Source organism: candidate division WOR-3 bacterium, assembly GCA_016926475.1.
Lineage (GTDB): Bacteria > SDB-A > SDB-A > SDB-A > SDB-A > JAFGIG01.
On record JAFGON010000056.1, the window covers coordinates 1 to 20,758 of the forward strand.

Annotated in this window: 20 protein-coding genes and 1 tRNA gene; 3 read left to right on the plus strand and 18 right to left on the minus strand. The window is 43.6% G+C overall.

The window, feature by feature from the left end; genetic code table 11:
- Window positions 1-35: 35 nt before the first annotated feature.
- From gcvPB to JXA84_05550, 6 genes are all read right to left on the minus strand, one after another.
- Window positions 36-1,466 (minus strand): aminomethyl-transferring glycine dehydrogenase subunit GcvPB, encoded by a 1,431-nt coding sequence (gcvPB, locus tag JXA84_05525; protein ID MBN1150664.1) that lies wholly within the window; start codon window positions 1,464-1,466, stop codon window positions 36-38.
- Window positions 1,467-1,632: 166 nt separating this feature from the next.
- Complete coding sequence (gene uvrB / locus JXA84_05530; protein ID MBN1150665.1) at window positions 1,633-3,651, minus strand: excinuclease ABC subunit UvrB; 2,019 nt, start codon at window positions 3,649-3,651, stop codon at window positions 1,633-1,635.
- Complete coding sequence (locus JXA84_05535; protein MBN1150666.1) at window positions 3,648-5,417, minus strand: hypothetical protein; 1,770 nt, start codon at window positions 5,415-5,417, stop codon at window positions 3,648-3,650. Before JXA84_05535 ends, uvrB begins: the two co-directional genes overlap by 4 nt.
- Window positions 5,414-6,436 carry a hypothetical protein gene (locus tag JXA84_05540; protein ID MBN1150667.1) on the minus strand — a complete coding sequence of 341 codons (1,023 nt, stop codon included), beginning with the start codon at window positions 6,434-6,436 and terminating at the stop codon, window positions 5,414-5,416. Before JXA84_05540 ends, JXA84_05535 begins: the two co-directional genes overlap by 4 nt.
- Window positions 6,433-7,065, minus strand: a complete 633-nt coding sequence (locus JXA84_05545; protein ID MBN1150668.1) for a site-2 protease family protein — start codon at window positions 7,063-7,065, stop codon at window positions 6,433-6,435. Before JXA84_05545 ends, JXA84_05540 begins: the two co-directional genes overlap by 4 nt.
- Window positions 7,066-7,081: 16 nt before the next feature.
- Window positions 7,082-8,065, minus strand: a complete 984-nt coding sequence (locus JXA84_05550) for an HD domain-containing protein (protein ID MBN1150669.1) — start codon at window positions 8,063-8,065, stop codon at window positions 7,082-7,084.
- A 50-nt stretch (window positions 8,066-8,115) separates the two neighbouring features.
- On the opposite strand from JXA84_05550, the gene JXA84_05555 reads away from it, so the two are divergent.
- Window positions 8,116-8,189 (plus strand) — tRNA-Met (locus JXA84_05555).
- Window position 8,190: 1 nt separating this feature from the next.
- Here the strand turns inward: JXA84_05555 and infB are convergent.
- Both infB and nusA read right to left on the minus strand, forming a co-directional pair.
- On the minus strand, window positions 8,191-10,332 hold the full coding sequence (gene infB / locus JXA84_05560; protein ID MBN1150670.1) for a translation initiation factor IF-2: 2,142 nt from the start codon (window positions 10,330-10,332) through the stop codon (window positions 8,191-8,193).
- Window positions 10,333-10,359: 27 nt separating this feature from the next.
- Window positions 10,360-11,616 (minus strand): transcription termination factor NusA, encoded by a 1,257-nt coding sequence (gene nusA, locus JXA84_05565; GenBank protein MBN1150671.1) that lies wholly within the window; start codon window positions 11,614-11,616, stop codon window positions 10,360-10,362.
- A gap of 245 nt (window positions 11,617-11,861) precedes the next feature.
- On the opposite strand from nusA, the gene JXA84_05570 reads away from it, so the two are divergent.
- The gene (locus tag JXA84_05570; protein ID MBN1150672.1) at window positions 11,862-12,338 is read left to right on the plus strand and encodes a DUF4878 domain-containing protein; all 477 of its coding nucleotides are present in this window, start codon (window positions 11,862-11,864) and stop codon (window positions 12,336-12,338) included.
- A 51-nt stretch (window positions 12,339-12,389) separates the two neighbouring features.
- Here the strand turns inward: JXA84_05570 and JXA84_05575 are convergent, their stop codons facing one another.
- Genes JXA84_05575 through JXA84_05595 form a run of 5 tightly spaced genes read right to left on the minus strand, consistent with a single transcriptional unit; the run spans window position 12,390 to window position 16,715 of the window.
- The gene (locus JXA84_05575; GenBank protein MBN1150673.1) at window positions 12,390-12,914 is read right to left on the minus strand and encodes a 2'-5' RNA ligase family protein; all 525 of its coding nucleotides are present in this window, start codon (window positions 12,912-12,914) and stop codon (window positions 12,390-12,392) included.
- Complete coding sequence (locus JXA84_05580) at window positions 12,911-13,366, minus strand: NUDIX hydrolase (protein MBN1150674.1); 456 nt, start codon at window positions 13,364-13,366, stop codon at window positions 12,911-12,913. The genes JXA84_05575 and JXA84_05580 overlap by 4 nt, the downstream gene beginning before the upstream one ends.
- A gap of 43 nt (window positions 13,367-13,409) precedes the next feature.
- On the minus strand, window positions 13,410-14,534 hold the full coding sequence (locus JXA84_05585; protein ID MBN1150675.1) for a glycosyltransferase family 4 protein: 1,125 nt from the start codon (window positions 14,532-14,534) through the stop codon (window positions 13,410-13,412).
- Window positions 14,521-15,855 (minus strand): hypothetical protein, encoded by a 1,335-nt coding sequence (locus JXA84_05590; GenBank protein MBN1150676.1) that lies wholly within the window; start codon window positions 15,853-15,855, stop codon window positions 14,521-14,523. The genes JXA84_05585 and JXA84_05590 overlap by 14 nt, the downstream gene beginning before the upstream one ends.
- Window positions 15,846-16,715 carry a GNAT family N-acetyltransferase gene (locus JXA84_05595; protein ID MBN1150677.1) on the minus strand — a complete coding sequence of 290 codons (870 nt, stop codon included), beginning with the start codon at window positions 16,713-16,715 and terminating at the stop codon, window positions 15,846-15,848. Before JXA84_05595 ends, JXA84_05590 begins: the two co-directional genes overlap by 10 nt.
- 26 nt (window positions 16,716-16,741) lie before the next feature.
- Here JXA84_05595 and JXA84_05600 point away from each other — a divergent pair, with 26 nt between their 5' ends.
- Entirely contained in the window at window positions 16,742-18,178 is a 1,437-nt protein-coding gene (locus JXA84_05600) for a polysaccharide biosynthesis C-terminal domain-containing protein (GenBank protein ID MBN1150678.1), read from the plus strand.
- A gap of 68 nt (window positions 18,179-18,246) precedes the next feature.
- Here the strand turns inward: JXA84_05600 and tsaB are convergent, their stop codons facing one another.
- The 5 genes from tsaB to JXA84_05625 are packed head-to-tail and all read right to left on the minus strand — an operon-like array spanning window position 18,247 to window position 20,738.
- Window positions 18,247-18,912, minus strand: a complete 666-nt coding sequence (gene tsaB, locus JXA84_05605; GenBank protein ID MBN1150679.1) for a tRNA (adenosine(37)-N6)-threonylcarbamoyltransferase complex dimerization subunit type 1 TsaB — start codon at window positions 18,910-18,912, stop codon at window positions 18,247-18,249.
- On the minus strand, window positions 18,909-19,355 hold the full coding sequence (tsaE, locus tag JXA84_05610) for a tRNA (adenosine(37)-N6)-threonylcarbamoyltransferase complex ATPase subunit type 1 TsaE (protein ID MBN1150680.1): 447 nt from the start codon (window positions 19,353-19,355) through the stop codon (window positions 18,909-18,911). The genes tsaB and tsaE overlap by 4 nt, the downstream gene beginning before the upstream one ends.
- Window positions 19,342-20,064, minus strand: a complete 723-nt coding sequence (locus tag JXA84_05615) for a type III pantothenate kinase (GenBank protein ID MBN1150681.1) — start codon at window positions 20,062-20,064, stop codon at window positions 19,342-19,344. The genes tsaE and JXA84_05615 overlap by 14 nt, the downstream gene beginning before the upstream one ends.
- The gene (locus JXA84_05620; GenBank protein MBN1150682.1) at window positions 20,061-20,519 is read right to left on the minus strand and encodes a 50S ribosomal protein L9; all 459 of its coding nucleotides are present in this window, start codon (window positions 20,517-20,519) and stop codon (window positions 20,061-20,063) included. The genes JXA84_05615 and JXA84_05620 overlap by 4 nt, the downstream gene beginning before the upstream one ends.
- A 9-nt stretch (window positions 20,520-20,528) precedes the next feature.
- Complete coding sequence (locus JXA84_05625) at window positions 20,529-20,738, minus strand: 30S ribosomal protein S18 (protein ID MBN1150683.1); 210 nt, start codon at window positions 20,736-20,738, stop codon at window positions 20,529-20,531.
- Between the last annotated feature and the right edge of the window lie 20 nt (window positions 20,739-20,758).

Here is a 20,758-nt window from a genome sequence, read left to right on the forward strand (position 1 = left end):
ATTTTATCAGCGCTCACAAACCATTTTTATCGGCATCATCCTTTGTATCTCACATTGAGTTCTTTAGCCGCCATCGTCTCATCGAGCCTTTTAACAGGTGTTTTGACGGGACATTGGAGGATTTCGTCAGGGTTTTCTCTGGAAGTCGAGTCAATCTCTTTCATCACTTCTATGAACGAATCCAGCGTTTTTTTGGACTCCGTTTCGGTGGGTTCTATCATCAGGGCTTCGCTGACTATAAGGGGGAAATATATGGTAGGAGCGTGAAAACCCCTGTCGAGAATTGCTTTTGCGATGTCGAGAGTCTTGACGCCGTGCTTTTTTTGAAAATCTCCCGAAAACACTGCTTCGTGCATACAAGTTTTGTCATAGGGAAGCTTGTAGTTGTCCCTGAGGCAAACCCTGACATAGTTTGCGTTGATGATAGCCTTTTCGGACACATCTTTTAAACCGTCTATTCCCATTCTTAAAAGGTAGCAATACGCTTTCAAAATCACTCCGAAATTTCCGTAAAAAAAATGAACTGGTCCTATTGAATCTTCCGATTCGTTTTCGAGAACCCACTTTCCATTTTTCATCAGCACACGCGGGGTAGGCAGAAAAGGCGACAGCGCTTTGACGACTCCTATTCCTCCTCCACCGGGTCCACCGCCTCCGTGTGGTGAAGAAAATGTTTTGTGAAGATTGAAGTGAATGATATCCACCCCAAGTTCGGCCGGCTTGACCCTGCCGAGCAGCGCGTTCAAGTTCGCGCCGTCCATATATACTATTCCGCCTTTATCGTGGACAACAGAGCATATTTCTCTGAGATTTTTTTCATACAAACCCAAAGTGTTCGGGTTCGTCACCATAAGCGCTGCGGTCTCTTCGTCAAACTGTTCGAGTATGTCCTTGGGGGTCAAAATGCCATCGTTCGAAGATTTGACCGTGACGACCTGGTAACCCGCCAAAGCTGCCGTAGCAGGGTTAGTGCCGTGAGCAGTGTCCGGGACAAGTATTTTTTTTCTCTGTTTTCCCATTTTGGAAAAATAAGCCCTGACTATGAAAATTCCCGTCAACTCACTCTGGGCGCCTGCGACCGGCTGAAGAGTTACTGAGTCAAACCCCGTGAGTTCAGCGAGGAATTTTTGGGCGTCTCCAACAACCTCGAGGGATCCCTGAACGTATTGGTCTGGGACAAGAGGGTGAATTGAAGCGAACCGTGGATTGGCGGCGGCGTCTTCGTTTATCTTGGGATTGTATTTCATCGTGCAGGAGCCGAGCGGATAGAGATTTTTGTCGACATGATAGTTCATCGTAGAAAGGTTGACAAAATGCCTGACAACCGAACTCTCCCCCGTCGAGGGGATGTTTGGAGGGGTTTTACGCAGATATTTTTTTGGTATTTGGGTTTTGGTGTCGGAAGGAACCGAGGTGTAGTTCTCCGGCTTTGATTGTCCTATTTCAAAAAGCAAGGGTTCACGCATTTATCCTCCACACAATACGCTGTATTTTGTCATTGAGCAGTTGAAAAAACACATAATTTTACACCTTTAAGGCTTTCAACTCAAATTATTTTTTTCCGAAAGAACAAGGCACCGGAATTGACCCTGCGCGGGTTCTGGCAGCACTTTTCAACTGGAGCACAAATATTTACGCCCTCGAATTATCCTTTTTAAACAGTTTTTCTTTAAGCTTTTTCACCCTGTCCCTCAGTGCGGCAGCTCTCTCGAACTCGAGTTCTTCCGCCGCTTTTTTCATTTCCTTTACCAAATTCTCAACCTTTTCTATAATCTCAATATTTGTCATAGAAGCCCATTCTTCATCGGAGAAAGTTTCAGAAAATTTCTTTTCCCTGACCTCGGCGATTGATGTTGCCGCCATTATTTCATCTCTCGTCTTTATGATAGATTTCGGTGTTATCCCGTTTTTTCTGTTGAAATCTTCCTGAATTATCCTCCTCCTATGCGTCTCTTTGAGAGCTCGCGCCATCGAATCCGTGATGCTGTCGGCGAAGAGCATTACCTTTCCGCACAGGTTCCTCGCCGCCCTTCCCGCGGTCTGTACTATGGACGTCTCGCTCCTGAGAAAACCTTCTCTATCCGCGTCGAGTATCATAACAAGTCCGACTTCGGGCAAATCCAGACCTTCTCTCAGAAGATTGACCCCGACAATGACATCGAAATCACCGAGTCTGAGAGATCTTAAAATTTCAACTCTGTCCAGGGATTTTATTTCCGAGTGCAGATAGGCGACCCTCAGGTCTTCCTGTCTTAGAAAATCCGCGAACTCTTCCGCTGATTTCTTTGTCAATGTAGTTATTATTACCCTCTCTCCTTTGCCAACGCTCTCTCTAGTCTTTTGAAGAATGACGTCTATCTGGTTTTTTGTCGGAGAAACTTCTATCAGGGGATCAACTAAACCTGTAGGCCTGACTATGAGTTCCACAATGTTGTCTTCAGCTCTCTGTTTTTCATGCAGAGCGGGAGTAGCGGACATATACAGAACATTACGGGCCAGTCCCATGAATTCTTCGAATTTCAAGGGTCTGTTGTCGAGAGCAGAGGGGAGCCTGAACCCGAACTCTATCAGAGTTTGTTTTCTCGATCTGTCTCCGTGTTCCATGGCTCTTATCTGAGGTATAGTGGCGTGCGATTCGTCTATGACGACCAGAAAATTTTCGGGAAAATAATCTATAAGACACCAGGGTTTGGAGCCCGGAGGCCTTCCCGAAAGGTGTCTTGAATAGTTTTCTATGCCCTGGCAGTAGCCGAAATTTTCAATCATCTCGATATCCGACAAAGTCCTCTGCTTGAGCCTTTGGGCTTCCAAATTCCTCCCTGCGATTTCGAAGTATTCTATTCTCTGGACGAGTTCCTTTCGGATGTTGTCCAAGGCGCGCGGAATGCCCTCTTTTTCTATTAAATACTGCTTTGCCGGGAAAATAACCGCTTCGTCAATTTCACCTGCGGTTCTGAAATCCGGATATGTCATCATGGTTATCTTTTCCACGCTGTCTCCGAAAAATTCGAACCTCATAAATTGTCTGTCCTCGTAAGCGGGGTATACGTCCATAACGTCGCCTTTTATTCTGAAAGAACCGGGAGCGTTCTCTATTTCATTTCTCGCGTAATGAATTTCGACGAGTTTTTTCGCCAGCTTTTGCGGGTTAAGTTTCTCCTCTTTACAGACCCGAACAACTCCCTCTCTGAAAACTTCCGGCGAACCGATATTGTATATACAGGAAACCGAAGCCACTATTATTACGTCTTTTCTCGACAAAACCGACGCGGTGGCTTTCAGCCTCAGCCTGTCTATAGCTTCATTTACGCTGGCGTCTTTTGCTATGTAAGTGTCGGTCTGCGGGATATATGCTTCAGGCTGATAGTAGTCGTAATAGCTTATGAAATACTCGACTGCGTTGTCGGGGAAAAAACAAGAGAGTTCGGCGTATACCTGAGCCGCGAGTGTTTTGTTGTGAGAAATTACTAGGACCGGCTTTTGAATCTTTTCTATCAAATTAGCCAAAACAAAAGTTTTACCCGAACCTGTCACCCCGAGGAGAACAGCTTCTTTTTCTCCGCTTTTGAATACTCTCGTCAAGTCTTCTATCGCTTCGGGCTGTCCGCCTGCGGGTTTCATGTTTGAGACCAATTTGAATTTAATGGTCAGCTCCTCTTTCTCTTCTCCTCCAAAAACCAGACAACGACAGCGGCAGCGCAGATGAAAATAGCCGCCGGAAAAAAATCCTGGACAAAGATTTCTTTTCTCCCATCAATAATCGTGTTTTCTATATTCTGCCCAAAATTCAAAAAAGAGTCCAGTTCCCACACCCGGGCATTTACTGCAGCCAGACAAAAGCTTTCCGGGGTTGTCCAGTCTTGGACTCTGAAAGAGGCTGTGTCCGACAAATCACCTTCCGACGCTGTAATAATGTGCGAACCCGCTTCAATTTCAGGCAGGAAAAAATAAAATTTTTCCCTTTCCTCCGCCGCATACTGTATTTCTGAACCGTCTAAACGGACTTCGGGTTTTTCCAAAGAATAAACCCAAAAATTTACCGCTTCATCCGTCGAGAAAAATCTTTTGGAAAGAGAAATCCTGACAGTTTTACCCCTTCTTCCAATTGCCCACGAGACTGTATTTTCCAGAAAATTTTCAGCGAAATCTCTCGCTTCTCCTCCCGAAAAATACCAACCTGAAAAGCATCTGTGAGCCACTGTAATAAGAGCCGCACCTTGCCTCGACCCAACAGAAAGAACAGCCCCTGAACGACAGGACAATAGAGCATTGGTCCCTGGGTAAGGTTTTGTGAAATTCTCGGCTAACATTCCTTCGCAGTCCAAGGTTTTAGTCAGTTCATGTTCTTTGCCCATATCCGTTTGAAAAACCTCTTCAATCGGCGATTCTTCGATTTCCGCTGAAGTCTTCTGAACCCAAAGAACAACGCATTCTTGTCTCCAACGGTACTCCGAATCGAAAGGGTTTTTTTCGGATATCCAAACGACAAGGGAGTAATTTTCCGGGTTGAAGCCGCTGTTTACAGTCCGCTCCTCAGTGCCGTCAAAAAAAAACGCCTCTTCCCCCTGCCCTTGGACAAAAACCGATAATTGCAACTCGGATTTTTTTGAAAGGAGCCTTCTTATCGCGCCGACTTCCCAGTCTGGCGCATCCGCATAAATCACAGCGGGAAGAATTTCCGCGTTCACGGAAAAATCAAAAAAATCCTCGCTGGTCGATGTTAAAAACGCCAACCTGTGGTTTCCGTTTTCAAGTCCATAGATGTTGTATTCAAAGTTTTTGTGTTCATTTGTCTTCATTTCTATTTGGAAAGATTCAACTGCTATTCCGTCTTGCCTCACCCATAAAGTTTCAAGGCAAGCTTCTCCGGCGTTGACGAGACTGATGCTGAAGCATGAAGTATCTCCCGGTAATACTATGGAAGGCCCGCCGACAATGGACACGTATGTCCTCTTCATTTTCTGAACCAAAAAAAATACTTGCTGCGCTTTCAAAAAAGCGTCATGAGCAAAACCGCCGAGCGAAATCTTTTCACACAGACAGAAAATTTTACCTCTTTGGACTCCTTTCAATAGGTATAATTCGAGAAGGGCTCTGTCTGTCACCTCTCCTTGAAGGTTTTTGTCCGGATCTCCCGCCTCGTAAAAAGTGTCACCGGCGAGAAAATAAATCCTGCCTCCGAACCTGTCCCTGAAAACATTCTCGTTCTCCCAAAAAAGATTGCTGTTGTTGCCTTCAACCAGAAGAATCGGCGGAAAGGTCTCTGTTTGACCTCTTGAAAAGACATTTTTTGAGAGGTATGCAACCAAAAAAACCGAAAAATAAAAAACTGCTCTCACAAAGAATTCCCATGAAAATTTCCGGCTGACGATCAAAGATGCCGCCGTTAGAACAATTGCAGCGGCAATAAAAATCATTTTACGACATTCTCAATGAAAAGCTTTGCTCCGTCGGGAAGTGAGTAAGCCCGGTAATAATTCAATTCGACCAAGAATTCAGGAGCTGTCGAATCGGTCTGGAAAAGCGAAGCTCCCGCCACGCTCAAGGTCTCAGAAACTGTCGAAAACGCTACCGCGGTGTAGGACCCTCTTTCCAAAAAAGGAACCGAGCATTTTCCTTTCTCGCAACTTACTATATCTACGACATCTGATGAATCGTTCAAAACCGCCACATAACCTTCAAAAAGAGTGTCTTCAAGAGAAAAATAAATGTTTTTAGAAAGACCTTTGGTCCCGCGCGCAATCCTGAAATTGCCTATTCCCCTCATCCTGTTGCCGGCGATATCAGTAAAACCAGACAATACATAAGAATACAGTTTTTTCAATGAGGATAAAGAGTCTCCCGCCTGCGCAAATGTTATTTTTATCTGTGTGAAGTCCGTGCTGAACTCAATGTCCAATTCGGGCTCAAATAAAGCCCCGTTGAATATTTTGTCAATGGCGAGGGCTGTGTCTATGGGTTCTGAAAAGGAGACCACCACAGAAGAATCGAGGCCACCTTCAAGGTTGAAAACCATAGGAAAGACAGAGACGAGGACAGGCGGAGATGTGTCCTGGGCAGAAGACCCTTTAAAAGTCTTCTCCACGGGTCTAATGTAGTTCCCCGAAATATCCGTCGCGCTGTCGCAGGTCAAAATGTATTCTATAGTGTCCATTGCGTAAGTCGTCAAGTGAACCGTGATTTCGTCTTGTCCCAGAACCGAGGCGATTACCGTCACTGTTTCGCCTGTTAAAGCGCTGAATATGGTGAACTGGGAAGCTCTGACGAAAGTCTCTCTCGACATTTTCTCGGAAAAAACACAGTCCACGTGATTCCTGTCTAAGGCGATCACTCCGGAAATTTTTGGCGCCCACCTGTCGGGACTCGTAGGAAGAGCTCTTCTCCCGCAAGCTTGCAATGCTGAAAGAATCAGAATAAAAACATAGACCCTTTTCATAAACCGAGCACCGTCGATGCCAAAAACTGGATCACATGATAAAAAGGCTTCCTGAAAAACACAAAGACGAGCATCAGGAGCGCTATACCTACAAAACCGTTCAAAGAAAGGTACCTCTCTCTGATTTTCGGGCTCATGAAATAAGAGAGGACTTTAGATCCGTCGAGAGGCGGTATAGGGAGGAGGTTCACCAAAGCGAGCATGATGTTTATGAGGACGAAAATCTGTAAAATGGAAAACAGCAGAACGAAAAATTTCTCGAATCCGCCCAGGGCTATTCCCTGTCCAGAGAAAATAACATACAACACTCTGAAAAGTATTCCAGCTAAAACCGCCATCGATATATTGGAAAATGGACCGGCCGCCGCCACTACTGCCATGTCTCTTTCAGGATTTTTTAGGTTATAAGGGTTTACGGGTACCGGTTTTGCGGCGGCAAAAATAAAAGGGGATCCTGTTATTACGAGAAAAACAGGCAGCAATACACTCATAAAAGGGTCTATGTGAGGCAATGGATTCAATGTCAGCCTGCCCATTTTTTTCGCCGTGGGGTCTCCTCTCCAGAGAGCCGCGAGACCGTGAAACACTTCATGCACAACCGCTGAAAACAGCAGAATTATCAACTGCATCACAAAAATACCCGGTTTATCCATCGTTGTCCTTGAGGTTGACAAGCCTTGCGTTTTCCAGTGGCCAGATTTTGCTTTGGCTCCACTTGCCGGGTTTGATGTCGTCGATTTGTTCCTTTATTATCTGCATTCTCGACTCAAAAAAATCTATGAGGTGGACGAGCCATGCCTCGGGAGTCTTTGGAGGCTGGGGAGACCCGTATTCTCTCTTTCCGTGGTGGGACAAAACTATATGAAGTAAATTTTTTATCTTAGAGGAAGGCTCAAAGCCGTCGCCTCTGAGCGCTTCATTTTGTATTATGGAAGCGCCCATATATATGTGCCCGAAAAGTTCACCCGCGTCCGTCACTGCGGGAACGCCGCCTTTTTTGACGGAGTATTCTCTGATCTTGCCTAAATCGTGCAGTATTATTCCAGATATGACTACATCTCTGTCGATAAAAGGATAAAGATTTTCTATGCTTTCCTCTATTTTCAGCATTCTCCAAACGTGCTCGAGAAGCCCTCCTATGTAAGGGTGGTGTATCTCGACCGACGCCGGCGCGGTTTTAAATTCATCCCCGTAATCGTCCAACAGCTTCAAAGTCAGATTTCTGACCTCATCCGATGAAATCGACCTTGTTGTGCCGACAAGATAGTTAAACATATCTTCTGTGTCGAGAGAAGTGACCTTTAAAAGGTTTTTTGGATTGTAATCTTCGTCCTGTGAACTCGCGATTCTGATCGTCCCTATTTTAATCTGGGGTTCTCCCTGATACTCGTTTACCGAACCTTGTATTTTAACGTGAGTTCCTTCAGGAATTTTTTCGAGAATCGTGTAAAGAGGATCTGTTCCGTAAACAGGAGACGAATTTATATCTCCAGTTTTGTCGCCGAATACGGCTTGAATTGATTTCCAATGATTTTGTCCTTCTCCTTGCCTGAACTTGAATTTTTTGAGGACCGCGTAAAAAGAAGTCTGTTCGTTGGCATCGAGATCTTTTAAGCTCTTTATCTCCAAATCAACTACCTCTTGACTTGAGTTTGGATATTAGGGATAATTCCCCCTTCGGCGGCATAGCTCAGTAGGTCAGAGCAGTGGAATCATAATCCACGTGTCCGGGGTTCGACTCCCTGTGCCGCCAATTACAATTCCCTTATCAAAGTAACTGTTTCGTAGCATTCTATGATATCGCCTTCTTGGGCTTCTGACAGGCCTTCAATCCCGATACCACACTCAAAATTTGTTTCGACTTTTCTGACGTCGTCTTTAAATCTCTTGAGCGAGATTATTTTTCCTGTGTGAAGCAATTCCCCTTTTCTTTTCAACCGAGCCATAGATCCCCTTTTAACTTCTCCGTCGAAAATATAGCTCCCGCAGATAACTCCTGTTTTGGATATCACAAAAACGTTTCTGATCTCCGCCTTCCCGATGGTTTTTTCTTCGTATTCCGGAGCGAGTAACCCACTCATCGCTTTTCTTATTGAATCTATCGCTTCGAAAATTATGTTGTATGATTTTATGATTATGCCTCTCGCGGCAGCCAATTTTGCCGCTTCACTTCTGACGGAAACATTGTAAGCGACAATGATAGCTCCTGATGACTGTGCTAGCAAAACATCATTTTCGTTGACGGGTCCGACGGCTTTGTGGACAATTGTAATGGTAATTTCGTCTTGGGGAAGCCTCGCCAAACCGTCCGCCAGGGCTTCGAGAGACCCTCCGACGTCGCATTTGAGAATCAGGTTCAGTTTATTCTGCTCTCCGCTCTCAAGGGCGTTTTTGAAGGCTTCCGCCGTGAAAGCTTTGGTCCGGCTCTGCTGTACCTTTTCGACGAGAACTCTTTTTCTCGCTATTTCTCTCGCTTTTCTCTCTTCACCTACCACTTGAAAAGTGTCGCCGACGTCAGGCAGCCTGTCAAAACCCATTATCTTTACCGGAGTAGAGGGATAGACTTCCTCTACTTTTTCCTCGTATTCGTTGAACATCGCCCTGATTCTTCCCGAAGAGCTGCCTGCTATAAAAGCGTCTCCAATTCTGGCAACCCCCTCGGTTATCAGAATATCGGCTATCATACCTCTCCCCTTTTCCACCGAAGCTTCGATTACAGCGCCTCTGGCTTTTGATTCGATGGAGGTTTTCAAATCGAGCATTTCCGCTTCTATCAGAATCGCGTCGAGGAGATCCCCGATTCCTTCTCCGGTTTTTGCTGAAATCGGGACGCTTTGAGTCTTGCCCCCGTAATCTTCGACCATCACTTTGTGTTCGAGAAGCTGCTGCTTCACCTTTTCGACGTTCCCTTTTCCGAGGTCGATTTTGTTCAACGCCACTATTATAGGGATTCCGGCGGCTCTTACGTGGTCTATTGCTTCGATTGTCTGGGGTTTCACGCCGTCGTTCACCGCGACGACTAAAACGCATATATCCGTGAGTTGAGCTCCTCTTGCTCTCATCGCGGTGAATAGTTCATGCCCGGGAGTATCCAAAAAAGTTATTTTCTCTTTGTTGTGAAATACTTCGTAAGCGCTTATATGCTGAGTTATCGAGCCGACTTCCTGCTCGGCAACCCTGCTTCTTCTTATGTAGTCGAGAAGAGATGTCTTTCCGTGGTCCACGTGACCCATGACCGAAACTATTGGGGCTCTTTTTTGCAAAACTGCTGAGCTCTCTTCTTCGAGAATTTCTTTCTCGAGGATGTCTTCCCCCCATTCAGGAAGGAGTTCGACTTCGTAGCCGAATTCATCGGCTACGGCAGATATAACGTCTATGTCGAGTCTTTGGTTTACCGAGACTACAAGCCCCAGGGAAAGGCAAATTGAAATTATCGCGTTCGGTTCAGTCTCGAGTCTTTTGGCGAGTTCCGTCACCGACATAAACTCGCTTACCCTGAGTATTTTTTTGTCCTCTTGGACTTCTTCAGAAGCAATTCTGACTTCAACTTTCCTTTTCTTCCGTTTGTCGCCGCTTCGTATCTGATGCAGAGTTTGGGTCAACTTATTGTCGACGACAACTTTATCCACCGTTTTCTTTCTTCTTTTAGTTTTTCTGCCGTCTTTTTTCTTATCTGATACCGCGTCGCCTTCACTCATCTTCTTTTTTTTCTCTTCTTCCAGTCTCGCCGCTTCGCGTTCTTCCTCGAACCTTTTTTTGACGGCTCCTTCCATTTCCGGAAGCATTGTGCTCATGTGGTTTTTTACTTCATACCCAAGGTTTTGAAGCAAATTGACCAACGCCACAGATGTCAATCCATATTCTTTTGCAGCCTGGTATATTCTTTTATTCCCCATCTATCCCCCTAAAATTTATACTCAAATTTACATCTCCGAAATTTCGCTTATTTCGTCGATAGCTTTTCTTATCGCGGGGATGTCTTTCTCTTTAATTTCCTCGACAGCGAGAATCTCTTCGTCAGTCGCGTTGTTAACCGAGAGCAAATCCTCAAAATTATTGGACAGGATTTTTATGACCCTTTTGGGAAGAGAGGTGAGCTTGTCCGGTTTTGTCTTTTTTAGAAATTCGTTTCTGCGGGTCTCCTTAACCGAAGTAATGCTCGATATGTCAATTTTCCAACCGGTCAATTTACTCGCGAGTCTGGCGTTTTGTCCGTTTTTTCCTATTGCGAGAAGATACTGTTCGTCGGAGACGACCACGAAAGCTTTTTTCTCCGCCTCGTCAAGTCTAATCTTTTCTATAACCGCGGGAGCTAAAGCCCTGCTGATGAAAATTTCCGATTCAGGGGACCAGAGCACAATATCGATTTTTTCTCCGCTGAGCTCTTTGACAATCGATTGAACTCTAGACCCTTTCATCCCCACGCAAGCTCCCACGGGGTCGATTCTCTCGTCTTTCGATGAAACTGAGATTTTCGCTCTTTCCCCGGGATCCCTTGCGACAGACATAATTTTTATTATTCCCTCGTATATCTCAGGAACTTCATTTTCAAAAAGTTTAACCAAGAATTCATTACTCGTCCTTGAAAGAACGACATAAGGGCTTTTTTGCTTTTCTTGAATGTCGAGTATCAGAGCTTTTATCCTCTGCCCCTGGTGCCATCTTTCTTTTGAGATCTGGTCTTTGCCGGACAACATTCCTTCAGACTTACCCAAATCTACTATTATGGAGTTTTTACCGACCTGCTGGACTTGTCCGCTGACAATTTCTCCTATTTTCACCTTGAACTCCGCCAAAACCCTCTCTTTTTCGGCTTCTTTGATTTTTTGACCGAGCAATGTTCTTATGTTGAGAATATTGCCTTTGCTAAGTTCTTTTATGCTGAGGGATTTTTTGACCTTGTCTCCCAGAACAGCGGCGGGTTCTATTTCGTGAGCTTCTTGCAGAGAAATTTCCAGATCGGGTTCTTCGACCTTTTCAACGACTTCAAGCTCCATAGAGGCGTCTATTTCGCCTTTCTCGCTAATTTTAACTTCTACTCCATCGACTCTTCCATGAATTTTTTTAAACGCCGCTATCAGGGTTTCTTCGATTGCTTTTTGAAGCACCGATTCGTCAAGATCTTTATCCATAGATATTTCTTTAATTGTGTCGATTATTTCATCTCCGGTGTTGATCACTTGACCTCCTCAACAAAAAAAAGGTAAACTCCGGCTTTTATAGCTTTTCAGACTATTTTCAATTTGAAAATTTATTATACGAATTGTAAATCTACCATTTAAAAGAGAGATTTACAACCGACATTTCTGCGATTCGAGATTTATCCCTTTAAAATTATTTTCTGCTAAATAAAATTGACAAAAAGGCAAAATACTGTTAAAAACCTTAGAATAATATAACCTGTGAGTAAACAAGGAGGAAATGAATGACGAAAAAAATCGCGATTGGTGTAGTATTAGGTCTGGCTCTTATAGCTACCTTCGGTTGTTTCAAAAAGAGCTCTAGCCCCACAGCGGTAGTAAATGAATTTGCCGCGGCAATGAAAGCCGGCGAATACGAAAAAGCAGTGGGATACATGTCTGAAAATTCCGTCAACAAGGCTTCAGAAGCTTTTGACATGATTTTCTCTCTGGCTGAATCCGACCCGAGCATGAAAGAAGAAATGGAAAAAGAACTCGGTATCTCAATTGATGAATTCAAAGCAATGGACGCCAGGCAGAGATTGGCTAAGATCCTTTCCATGTCGCCTGAAGAAAATCCTTTTAAAGAAATGGAGTACGAAGTCCTATCCGAGACAATAGACGGTGAAAAAGCCACGGTCAAAGTCAAAACAGGCGACGAAGAAGATGAAATATATCTTATTCAGGAAAACGGCGCCTGGAAAATTGACATGGAAATGTGATATATCGATATTCTACTTTAAAGGCGGAGAAAATTTTCTCCGCCTTTTTTTTTACAGTTCTATGTGGTCTGCCTCAGAAAAATTTCCGTTTTCGTCTATGAGCATAAAAGATATTTTCTTGGCAGAAAACTCAACAATCCCCAGGCTCACGTCCAAAAACTTTTTTGCTTTCATAAGTTCTTCTTCTCTCTGAAAAAAACCCACTGTCAGGTGTTTGCGAAAATCACGGTCGGGGTTGAAATACGAAGGAAAAACTGATGCCAAAGTCCTTCTAATCTCATCCGTCTCGCCTTTGTCTTCTGGTTTGAGCCATAGAACGTATCCACCGTTTGCGAAAAAACCTGTTGAACGGAATTTTATATCAAAAGGAGAAAAACAAGAGATTTTTTCTTCGATAACACTTTTTTTCAACTTCCATTCCATTTCACCCATGAACGGTATGTCGGATATAGTTATATGGGGAGGAAAAGTTCCGAAAAACACGTCGTACATCTTTCTGAAGAGGTTTATTCTTTCAGCTCCTTCGCCTTCGATGATAATCCCGAGCGCGCTGTCACCTTTTTTTAAAGCTCTCATCTGATTTTCAAGAAATCTTCGATAGCTCGTCTGTTGCAATCAAAAGGGATAACCGGAAGATTATCAAAATGAAAAATTTCCGCTTCCTGGGCGTCGTCTCCCGCTCGCAGTCTGCCCCCCTTTATTTTCGCCCAAAACACTGCGACCAAGACATCTCCGTAGAATTTTGAGGGCTGCCTGTAAAGGCCTATCAGTTTTTTCGGTTCGACTGACAATCCCGTCTCTTCTGAGACCTCCCTTTCACAGGTCTCTTCAGGCGTCTCTCCTGATTCCATGAAGCCGGATGGCAAAGCCCAGCGACCTTTTCCAGGTTTGAACTTCCTCTTGACGAGAATAATCCTGTTCTCTACCGTCACTATAGCGGCGCTTGCTGGTATCGGGTTTTTATATTGTATGTACCCGCAACGTCTGCAGCACCGCCTGTAGCTACCCCCAATTTTACTTCTCGACATCTCATTCGAACAGAAAGGGCAAAATTTAAAATCCGCCAAATTTTCAAATCCTTTGTGACAGTCTTTTGTAAAGCTTCTGAAGTTTCAGTTTCTCTTTGTCCCATGAATAATTTTCGTTTTTTTCATCCAGGTTGCGCAACAACTCCCTTCGAAAATCATCATCCGACAACACTTTTTTTATCCCTTTCGCGATGCTTTCCTCGTCTGTTTCGTCCACGCAAACCCCGATTCCCTCATTTGCTATAAGCTCCCTCATTACCGGATGATTAGAACCGACTTGCGGAATTTTCAGGCATGCGTAGTCGAAAACTTTGTTCGCAGACGAAAGCCTGTTGTTTAAGCAATCCCCTGAAATCAAGGACAGCCCGACATCTGCGTCCTCGAGAGAGCAGGCGAGGTTTTCGGGCTCAACCCATCCCCCGAAAACCACATTAGCGCCAAAATTTTTCGCCAGAGCTTCAAACCTCTTTCGTTCTTTTCCTTTCCCATAGATAAAAAGAGAAGCTTGCTCGATTTTCCCGAAAGCCTTGATGACTTGGTCAACTCCCCTGCCTTGAACGAGCGCGCTGTGATAGACAATTTTCGGCGAAGTCCTCTTTCGGGCTATTGAAAAGCCTGACCTGTGAAGTTCACTGGCGTTCATAAGAACTATCGGATCCAATTTTAGTTTTCTGAACCTTCTCAGCATTCTCGATATATGCCGGTTCACGGCGATAATCACATCAGCCCTACTGGCGAAAAAAGATTCGACATTCGACCAAAATATTCTTTTTAAAGTGTTATTTTTCAATTCTTTGACACCCGCAGCGTATTCGTGGCTGTCGTAGACCAAGAGGCATTTTCTCAACCTTGCCAACAAAAACCCGACAGGCAGAGTGTTTACGTCATGACAATGGATCGCCCATGGTCTTATGCTGTAAACGTTACCCAGAACCTTCAGCCAAAAAGCCGCGAATCTAAGAGGAGTAGAAACAAAAACACCTGATTTGACTTCAACAAACCTGCCTTTTTCTGGAATTTTACGTCGCATTTTCTTAAAATACGGGAAGAACACCTCGACATCAAAACCAACTTCGGAAAGAGCGTTCACCTCTCTTATCACTCTTCTGTCTTCGGTGGCGATAGAAAACACAACCATGATGATTTTCTTATTGTTAATCGAATGCAACTTCGTCTCCGGCAAAAAGATTTATTTTGAATTCACGCCTTCCGATTCGCCCGATATCGCCTCTACCCCTTATTACGGGAGTAAAATCGATAGTTTTTGAAAACAGCACCGCTTCTTTAAGGTCTGACCCGGCTCTAAGGGCATTTTTCTCCTCGATCGCTGTCAAGTGTTGTCTGGAAAACAAGTATTCATCTAAATCCGACAAAGTCCCAATCCAAGCTCCCTCTCTCTTTGATTCTTCTATGACCCTTTCATAGATTCTTGAGAAAATTCCATTGAACATTTGGGAAAACATCCTCTGGTGCCAGAGAAGGTTTAAGATACCGCCCTGGCTTTTTATCGAATTGACGTGTTCTTCAGAGTATTTCTCTCCAGCCAAAATTGCCATGTCGGTCAGGGTTATCGGAAATTCCCTTATTTTCAAATACCTTGAAAAACCCGTGTGCCAAGGGTAGTAGTATGAGCAGGAAGGCCTGATAAGTTCCCATTTTCTCGGATGTGCCACGGAAGAATCGTAGGAAAAACCTTCAAGGTCTGCTGTATAAAGAATGTTTTCATCTTCTATGAGATAGTGGTACCTGATTCCTTTGATTTGATTTCCTGACGCCCTTTCGATTATTTTCCTTTCGGTTTTAAGCTTTTCCGGTTTTCTCTTCGACTGCAGACTCGCGTGCAAAGCGATTTCCCAGCCGTCTTTCCTAAGTTCTTCCAAAAAACCGCTCATTTTCTTCAGGTTGTAACGCCTCCCATGTTCGTCTCTTTTCACCGTGAGGAAAAAAAACGTGGACTTGACTCCGATGTTCTGTTCGTAATCCTTAAGCTTTTCAAGGCAATAATAAGGGTCGTCTTTGGGATGGAGCAAAAAATAAACCGCCCTTTTAAAATTATAGTCATGGGTTTTCCGAATGATGTTCCTGATAAAATTAGTCAAAGAAAAAAATCTGGTCCTGTCGACATCGTGAGTCAGGACGACCGCGTAGGGCGATTTAAGAGGCCATCTCGATACAAAAAGAGCCTTTTCAGGAAAATTTTCGGATATGATTTTCGAAATATTGTCAGCGAAGTTCTCTAAAAAATAGCCGGAATCCATACTTCTCCCCTGGAATCCTTCAAAGACAGAATTGAGAGCGCTCGAGTCAATAGCCATGGCTTTCTCTCTCATAACCTTGTTGGCGCCTTCCGTGAAAACGACGTCACACGGCAGCTTTTGGACAAATCGGAAAACGATTCCGGACAATTCCAGCGCTGTTTTTACCAGGCCTTTCAATTCCGGTTTTCTTTTCAGCGAAAGAGACGGATCGAATATTTTTATTATCTCCAAAGCCTGGAATACCTGTTCAGTTTCAGACCGAAACCGGCTTTGAAAAGTGAAATAGATCTGGTGTTGGCGCCGCAGAGGTCGAATTTTCTGCCTTTTGATACTTCTTCGAATATGGACCTTTGTAAAAGCATGGCGTTCGCACCAATTTCCAGACCGCTTTGAGAGGAACCCGCAATCCAGTCATAGCTCTTTTCACTGCCTGTCAAAGACGCCCTGAAAGCTATAGGCCTGCCGTTGGGGTCCGTGGCGGTTCTTAATTTCAGAACAGATAGCTCTTCGGCTTTTCTCGCCATTTCGATGATGTATTTTTTGTCGTAAGGGGGTTTTCTCCCGTGTCTTTTGTACGATGAAAAAAGCAGTTCGACCAGTTCTTCTTTGTCTTCCCAATCCTCAAAAAACCGCGCTTCATTCTCCGCCTTTTTTATCTGCTTTAACTCTTCTCTTTCAATAGACGCCTTATCCCAATCCAGAGAAGCCACGTATGTGTATAGGATTTCAGCTTTAAACCCGCACCAGATAAACGGCCTGACGTCAAAAATATCTGGGGATGCCAATATGACGGTTTTTTTCGGCAAAATCTCAGAAATTTTTTCTACGGCACAGAGATAGTGCCTTTCAAAACTTTTTCCTGTATTTTCTCCCTCTACAGAGACAACACAGCTATAAGGCAAAGTTGGAACAGCAGTCATTTTCTGACCTTTGGAAAACGTGTAAAAAAGAATTTCAATTTTTTGTGTCTTGGCGCTGAAAAAACCTGTTTTACAGCCCAAGAGTTCGCCTGCCCTTCTGACAAGCTCACGATGAAAAATACCTTCTTCAGGAAACTTTTCAAAACAATCAGAAATAATTTCAACTTTCATGACAAATGCAATTATAATAACCTTCGATGAATCTGAAAACACTTCTTAGACATATATTCATATATTCAGCCGGAGCTGTATTTTACCAGATAGTAAACATACTGTCAGTAAAAACGTACACAAACATTTTCACCCTTGAAGAATACGGAATTATATCCTACCTGCTGACTTTCATAGCTCTGATATCCACTTCTTTCAGCGGCATACAAATTTCCAGCGCTCTCGGCCGCTTTTATACTGACAAACAATTTTCAAACGAAAAAAAATTGATATTTTCCTCCTGTTTTTTCGCCCTTTTTCTATTTTCATTTACGACTTTTACTCTTTCCGGTGCGGTAATTTTCCCTCTAAAGAGCGCACTTTTCCCAAAAATATCCAGCTCTTTGGTTCTCATTTTACTTTTGGTCTTCAGCTTTTTAAGCACCCAGGAAAAGTTTCTCTCCCTCTTTTTCAAGTGGGACCTCAACCCTAAACTTTATATCGTTTTTTATAACTTTTCTCCTCTGTTCTCTCTCGTCCTCGTACTTGTATTTTCAGCGTTCATGAAAGATGCGGCTCGGAGTTTCATGTCCGGTATAACACTTGCTTCTTTGATCACCGCAATTGTCCTTCTTTTACTGTTGAGAAAAAACTTTGTTTTCGTGATCGACAATAACTGGATAAAAAAGGTCTCGCTCTTTGCTCTTCCTCTGATACCCTACACAAGCACTTTGCTCGTTCTCACTTTTGCCGACAGATTTCTCATAAGATACTTTATCGGATACGAATCGGTGGCAATATATTCTTTAGGGGCGAAAATCTCCGCTGTCATATCAGCCGTGTCTTCAGGTTTCAGAAACGCGTGGGGACCTTATTTTTACAGCACTTATTCAGAAATAGATTCTGGGAAAAACTACGCGAGGGTTTTTGATCTTTTCAATTTCTTCGCGGTCGGGACCATGCTGTTTGTGGTTTTTTTCTCAGATCAAATCATATCAATGCTTTCCACGGAACAGTATTATCCTGCAAAAACAATCGTCCCTTTTCTAATCGTCAGCAATATTGTCTTCAACCTGCAATACTTTTTACTTGGAATATACATCAAGAACAAAACCATATATTTGACCTATTCCACGCTTATAGGAATAGTTTTAAACCTGACTCTCGACATATTTCTGATTCCGAAATTCAAACTGCAAGGTGCGGCTATCGCGACAATGGTATCGTTTTCCGTTATGTTCATTATCAACATGGTTCTGTCCCAAAGACTGTATAAAATACCATATAGGATAAAATTCAATTTGATCTCTTTTACGCCTTGGGTTCTTTTATGCCTTTTCTGGAACTCTTTTTTCGTCAACTATTTAGGTTCGACAATCCAGATTGTTCTGATCCTTTCCCTTTACATCTTCATAAACAACAAGACTCACGTATTCAGCTTCAGGGAAATCGCGGACAGGATAAAAAAACTGCCAAAAAAATAAAAGCAACTCTATACATTAAGACGCCAAACCCGTGATTCATGCAAATGATGCAGTCGCAAAAATAAAATTTAAACACCTGCCGGAGAAGGATTTATATAGTCTGGAACCATGGACGAAGCTTCCAGAATTTTCGTGTAAGGATTGTCCCAGAGTTCAAAAAGGCTTGAAGCCAGCTCTTCGAATTGCCCTTCTCCCACAGGAGAAGCAATATACCCGGATTCATTCAAAAACGAAGAGATTTTATTGTCTATGTCTCCCGCGACCACGAACTCTTTGGTTACAATTTTCTCTTTCAGGGAATCGATTTTGAGAGACTCTGTCAAGAAAATCGGCGCCAACCCGGTTTTAGAATTTTTAAAAAATCCGCAGTAAAATTCGCCGGCTCTGGCTTCTCTGACCGAAAGTATGTATTCTGAAATTTTCCTGTGCTTCCAGGCGAGGGCGTAGAGTGTGTTAATGCCCTTAATTTCAATTTTCGTCCCCAGATAAAACGCTTTTAAAAACGCCATCCCCACTCTCAATCCAGTGAAAGATCCCGGACCGGTTACTATAGCGGCTCTATGAATATTCTGCGCTTTCATGTTAAGAGATTTCAACGCTTTCTCCATAATCAACACTACATCTTCTCCACCCGCCCTCTTCGAATGCCTGGATATGAGAATTTCGCTACCGCAGGGATTTTTAACCGAAAGCGCGATCCCCTTCGAAGAAGTGTCTATTCCCATGAAACTCAAACAGTTCTCTCCAATCGGGTTATGTTTACTTTTCTGCCCTTGCCCTTTTCAATGAATTCGATAAGAATCTGCCATCGAGGTACGGGAAGATATCTATCTTCGAGTTTGTCCGCCCATTCGACGAGTTTTAAAGCGCTTGAAACTATTATTTCATCCCAATCCATAAAGGATAGATCTCCCTTGTCCTTCATCCTGTATAAATCTATGTGATATATCCCCACTTCCCCTTCGTAGTAATTTACAAATCCAAAAGAAGGGCTTGTTACCTTGTCTCTTACACTAAAATATGAGCATATGACCTGAGCGCTGAACGTCTTGCCAGCTCCGAGAGGTCCTACAAGAGCCACAAAATCGTCTTTCGACAGGCTTTTACAAAAAGACTCTATTTGATTTTTCATGGAAATTATGTCGGGAGCCAGGAAATGAATTTCAGGAAGAGGCAACGGCGATACCTTCTAAAACAAGGTAGGGAAAGTATTCTCCTTTTTCGACCCAATTTTTGACGATTTCTCCCCCCCCTCCGGTGATTATCAAATCCGGAAGTATTCCGGTGTCATTTTTAATCTTTTCGAGGGAGAGCTCAACAGCTCCTTTAACCGAAAAATAGACTCCGTTGGAAACAGACTGAAACGTTGTCGAGGCGACAGGGAGTTTGATTTCAAGTTTTGTATGATCGATTTTTCCAATACCGGCGCAGGAGGAAAGAGATTCAGTCATCATCTGTATTCCCGGCATGATGAAACCTCCGCGAAAGATTCCGTCTCTGTCGACAAAATTGAATGTCATCGCGCTTCCGCTGTCTACTAGGACAAACGGAGGTTGTTTCCTGACCATTGCTCCGATGATCGCCAAAATTCTGTCAAGGCCGATTGTCTCTTCGTCAAGCCCTTCCATGGGCACGTGTTTTAAAATTTTTCTGTCGAGTATTTTAATATCATCGGTTTTGACTGATTCAGAAAGCAGTCTTATCCACTGAAATGATTTTTCAGGCACAACTGACGATATGGTTATCGAATCGAATCCCTGAGGCAAAGGAGGAATACTGTTCGGGACTTCAGTGAAGGTTTTGCAAAGTTTGACTCGCGGAGGTGTCCCCGTCAGCAGAGCGAGCTTGTGGTTCGAATTCCCTATGTCCAGAGCGACTATATTCAATTATTCTCTTCCTTCCTTATGACCCAAACGGGCAAATTCACCTCAGTTTCTGAGTGAAGAACAATTTTAACGGTGTGGCTGCCCAGTTTTTTTATGTGTTCATTCATGAATACATTGTGCCGGTCTATCTCTATGCCGTGTTGTTCCTTCAGTAGCCTCGCTATGTCTCTCTCGGTTACGGATCCATAAAGCTTTTCCATGGGCGAAGCTTTAGCTTTGATCGTGATGCTCTTTTCTTCTATCATTGAGGCAAGTTCTTCCGCTTCGGCTTTCCCCTTCATCGCTTTTTTCAGCCTCTGCTGTCTTAATTCCTCTACCATTTTCAAAGCGCCGGGAGTGGCTGCAACAGCGAGTTTCTTAGGTAAAAGGTAATTTCTGGCGTAACCCTTCTTTACGTTTACCACATCCCCTGTTTTGCCGAGTTTATCAACCACGTCTCTTAAAACTACTTTCACTTCTCCTCCTCACCTGTAATATTCAATGACGCTCGGCATCAATCCGGAGTTTTTGCATTTTTTTATGGCTTTGCTGACCTTCCTCTGATGAAGTGAGCAGAGACCAGTAATTCTCCTGGGAAGAATTTTTCCGCTTTCCATGATGAAATTCTCCAACTTCTCGACGTCTTTGTAATCGATTGTATCCTTTTTCTCTTTACACAAAATGCACACCTTCATATTTGTTCCTCCTAAAATTT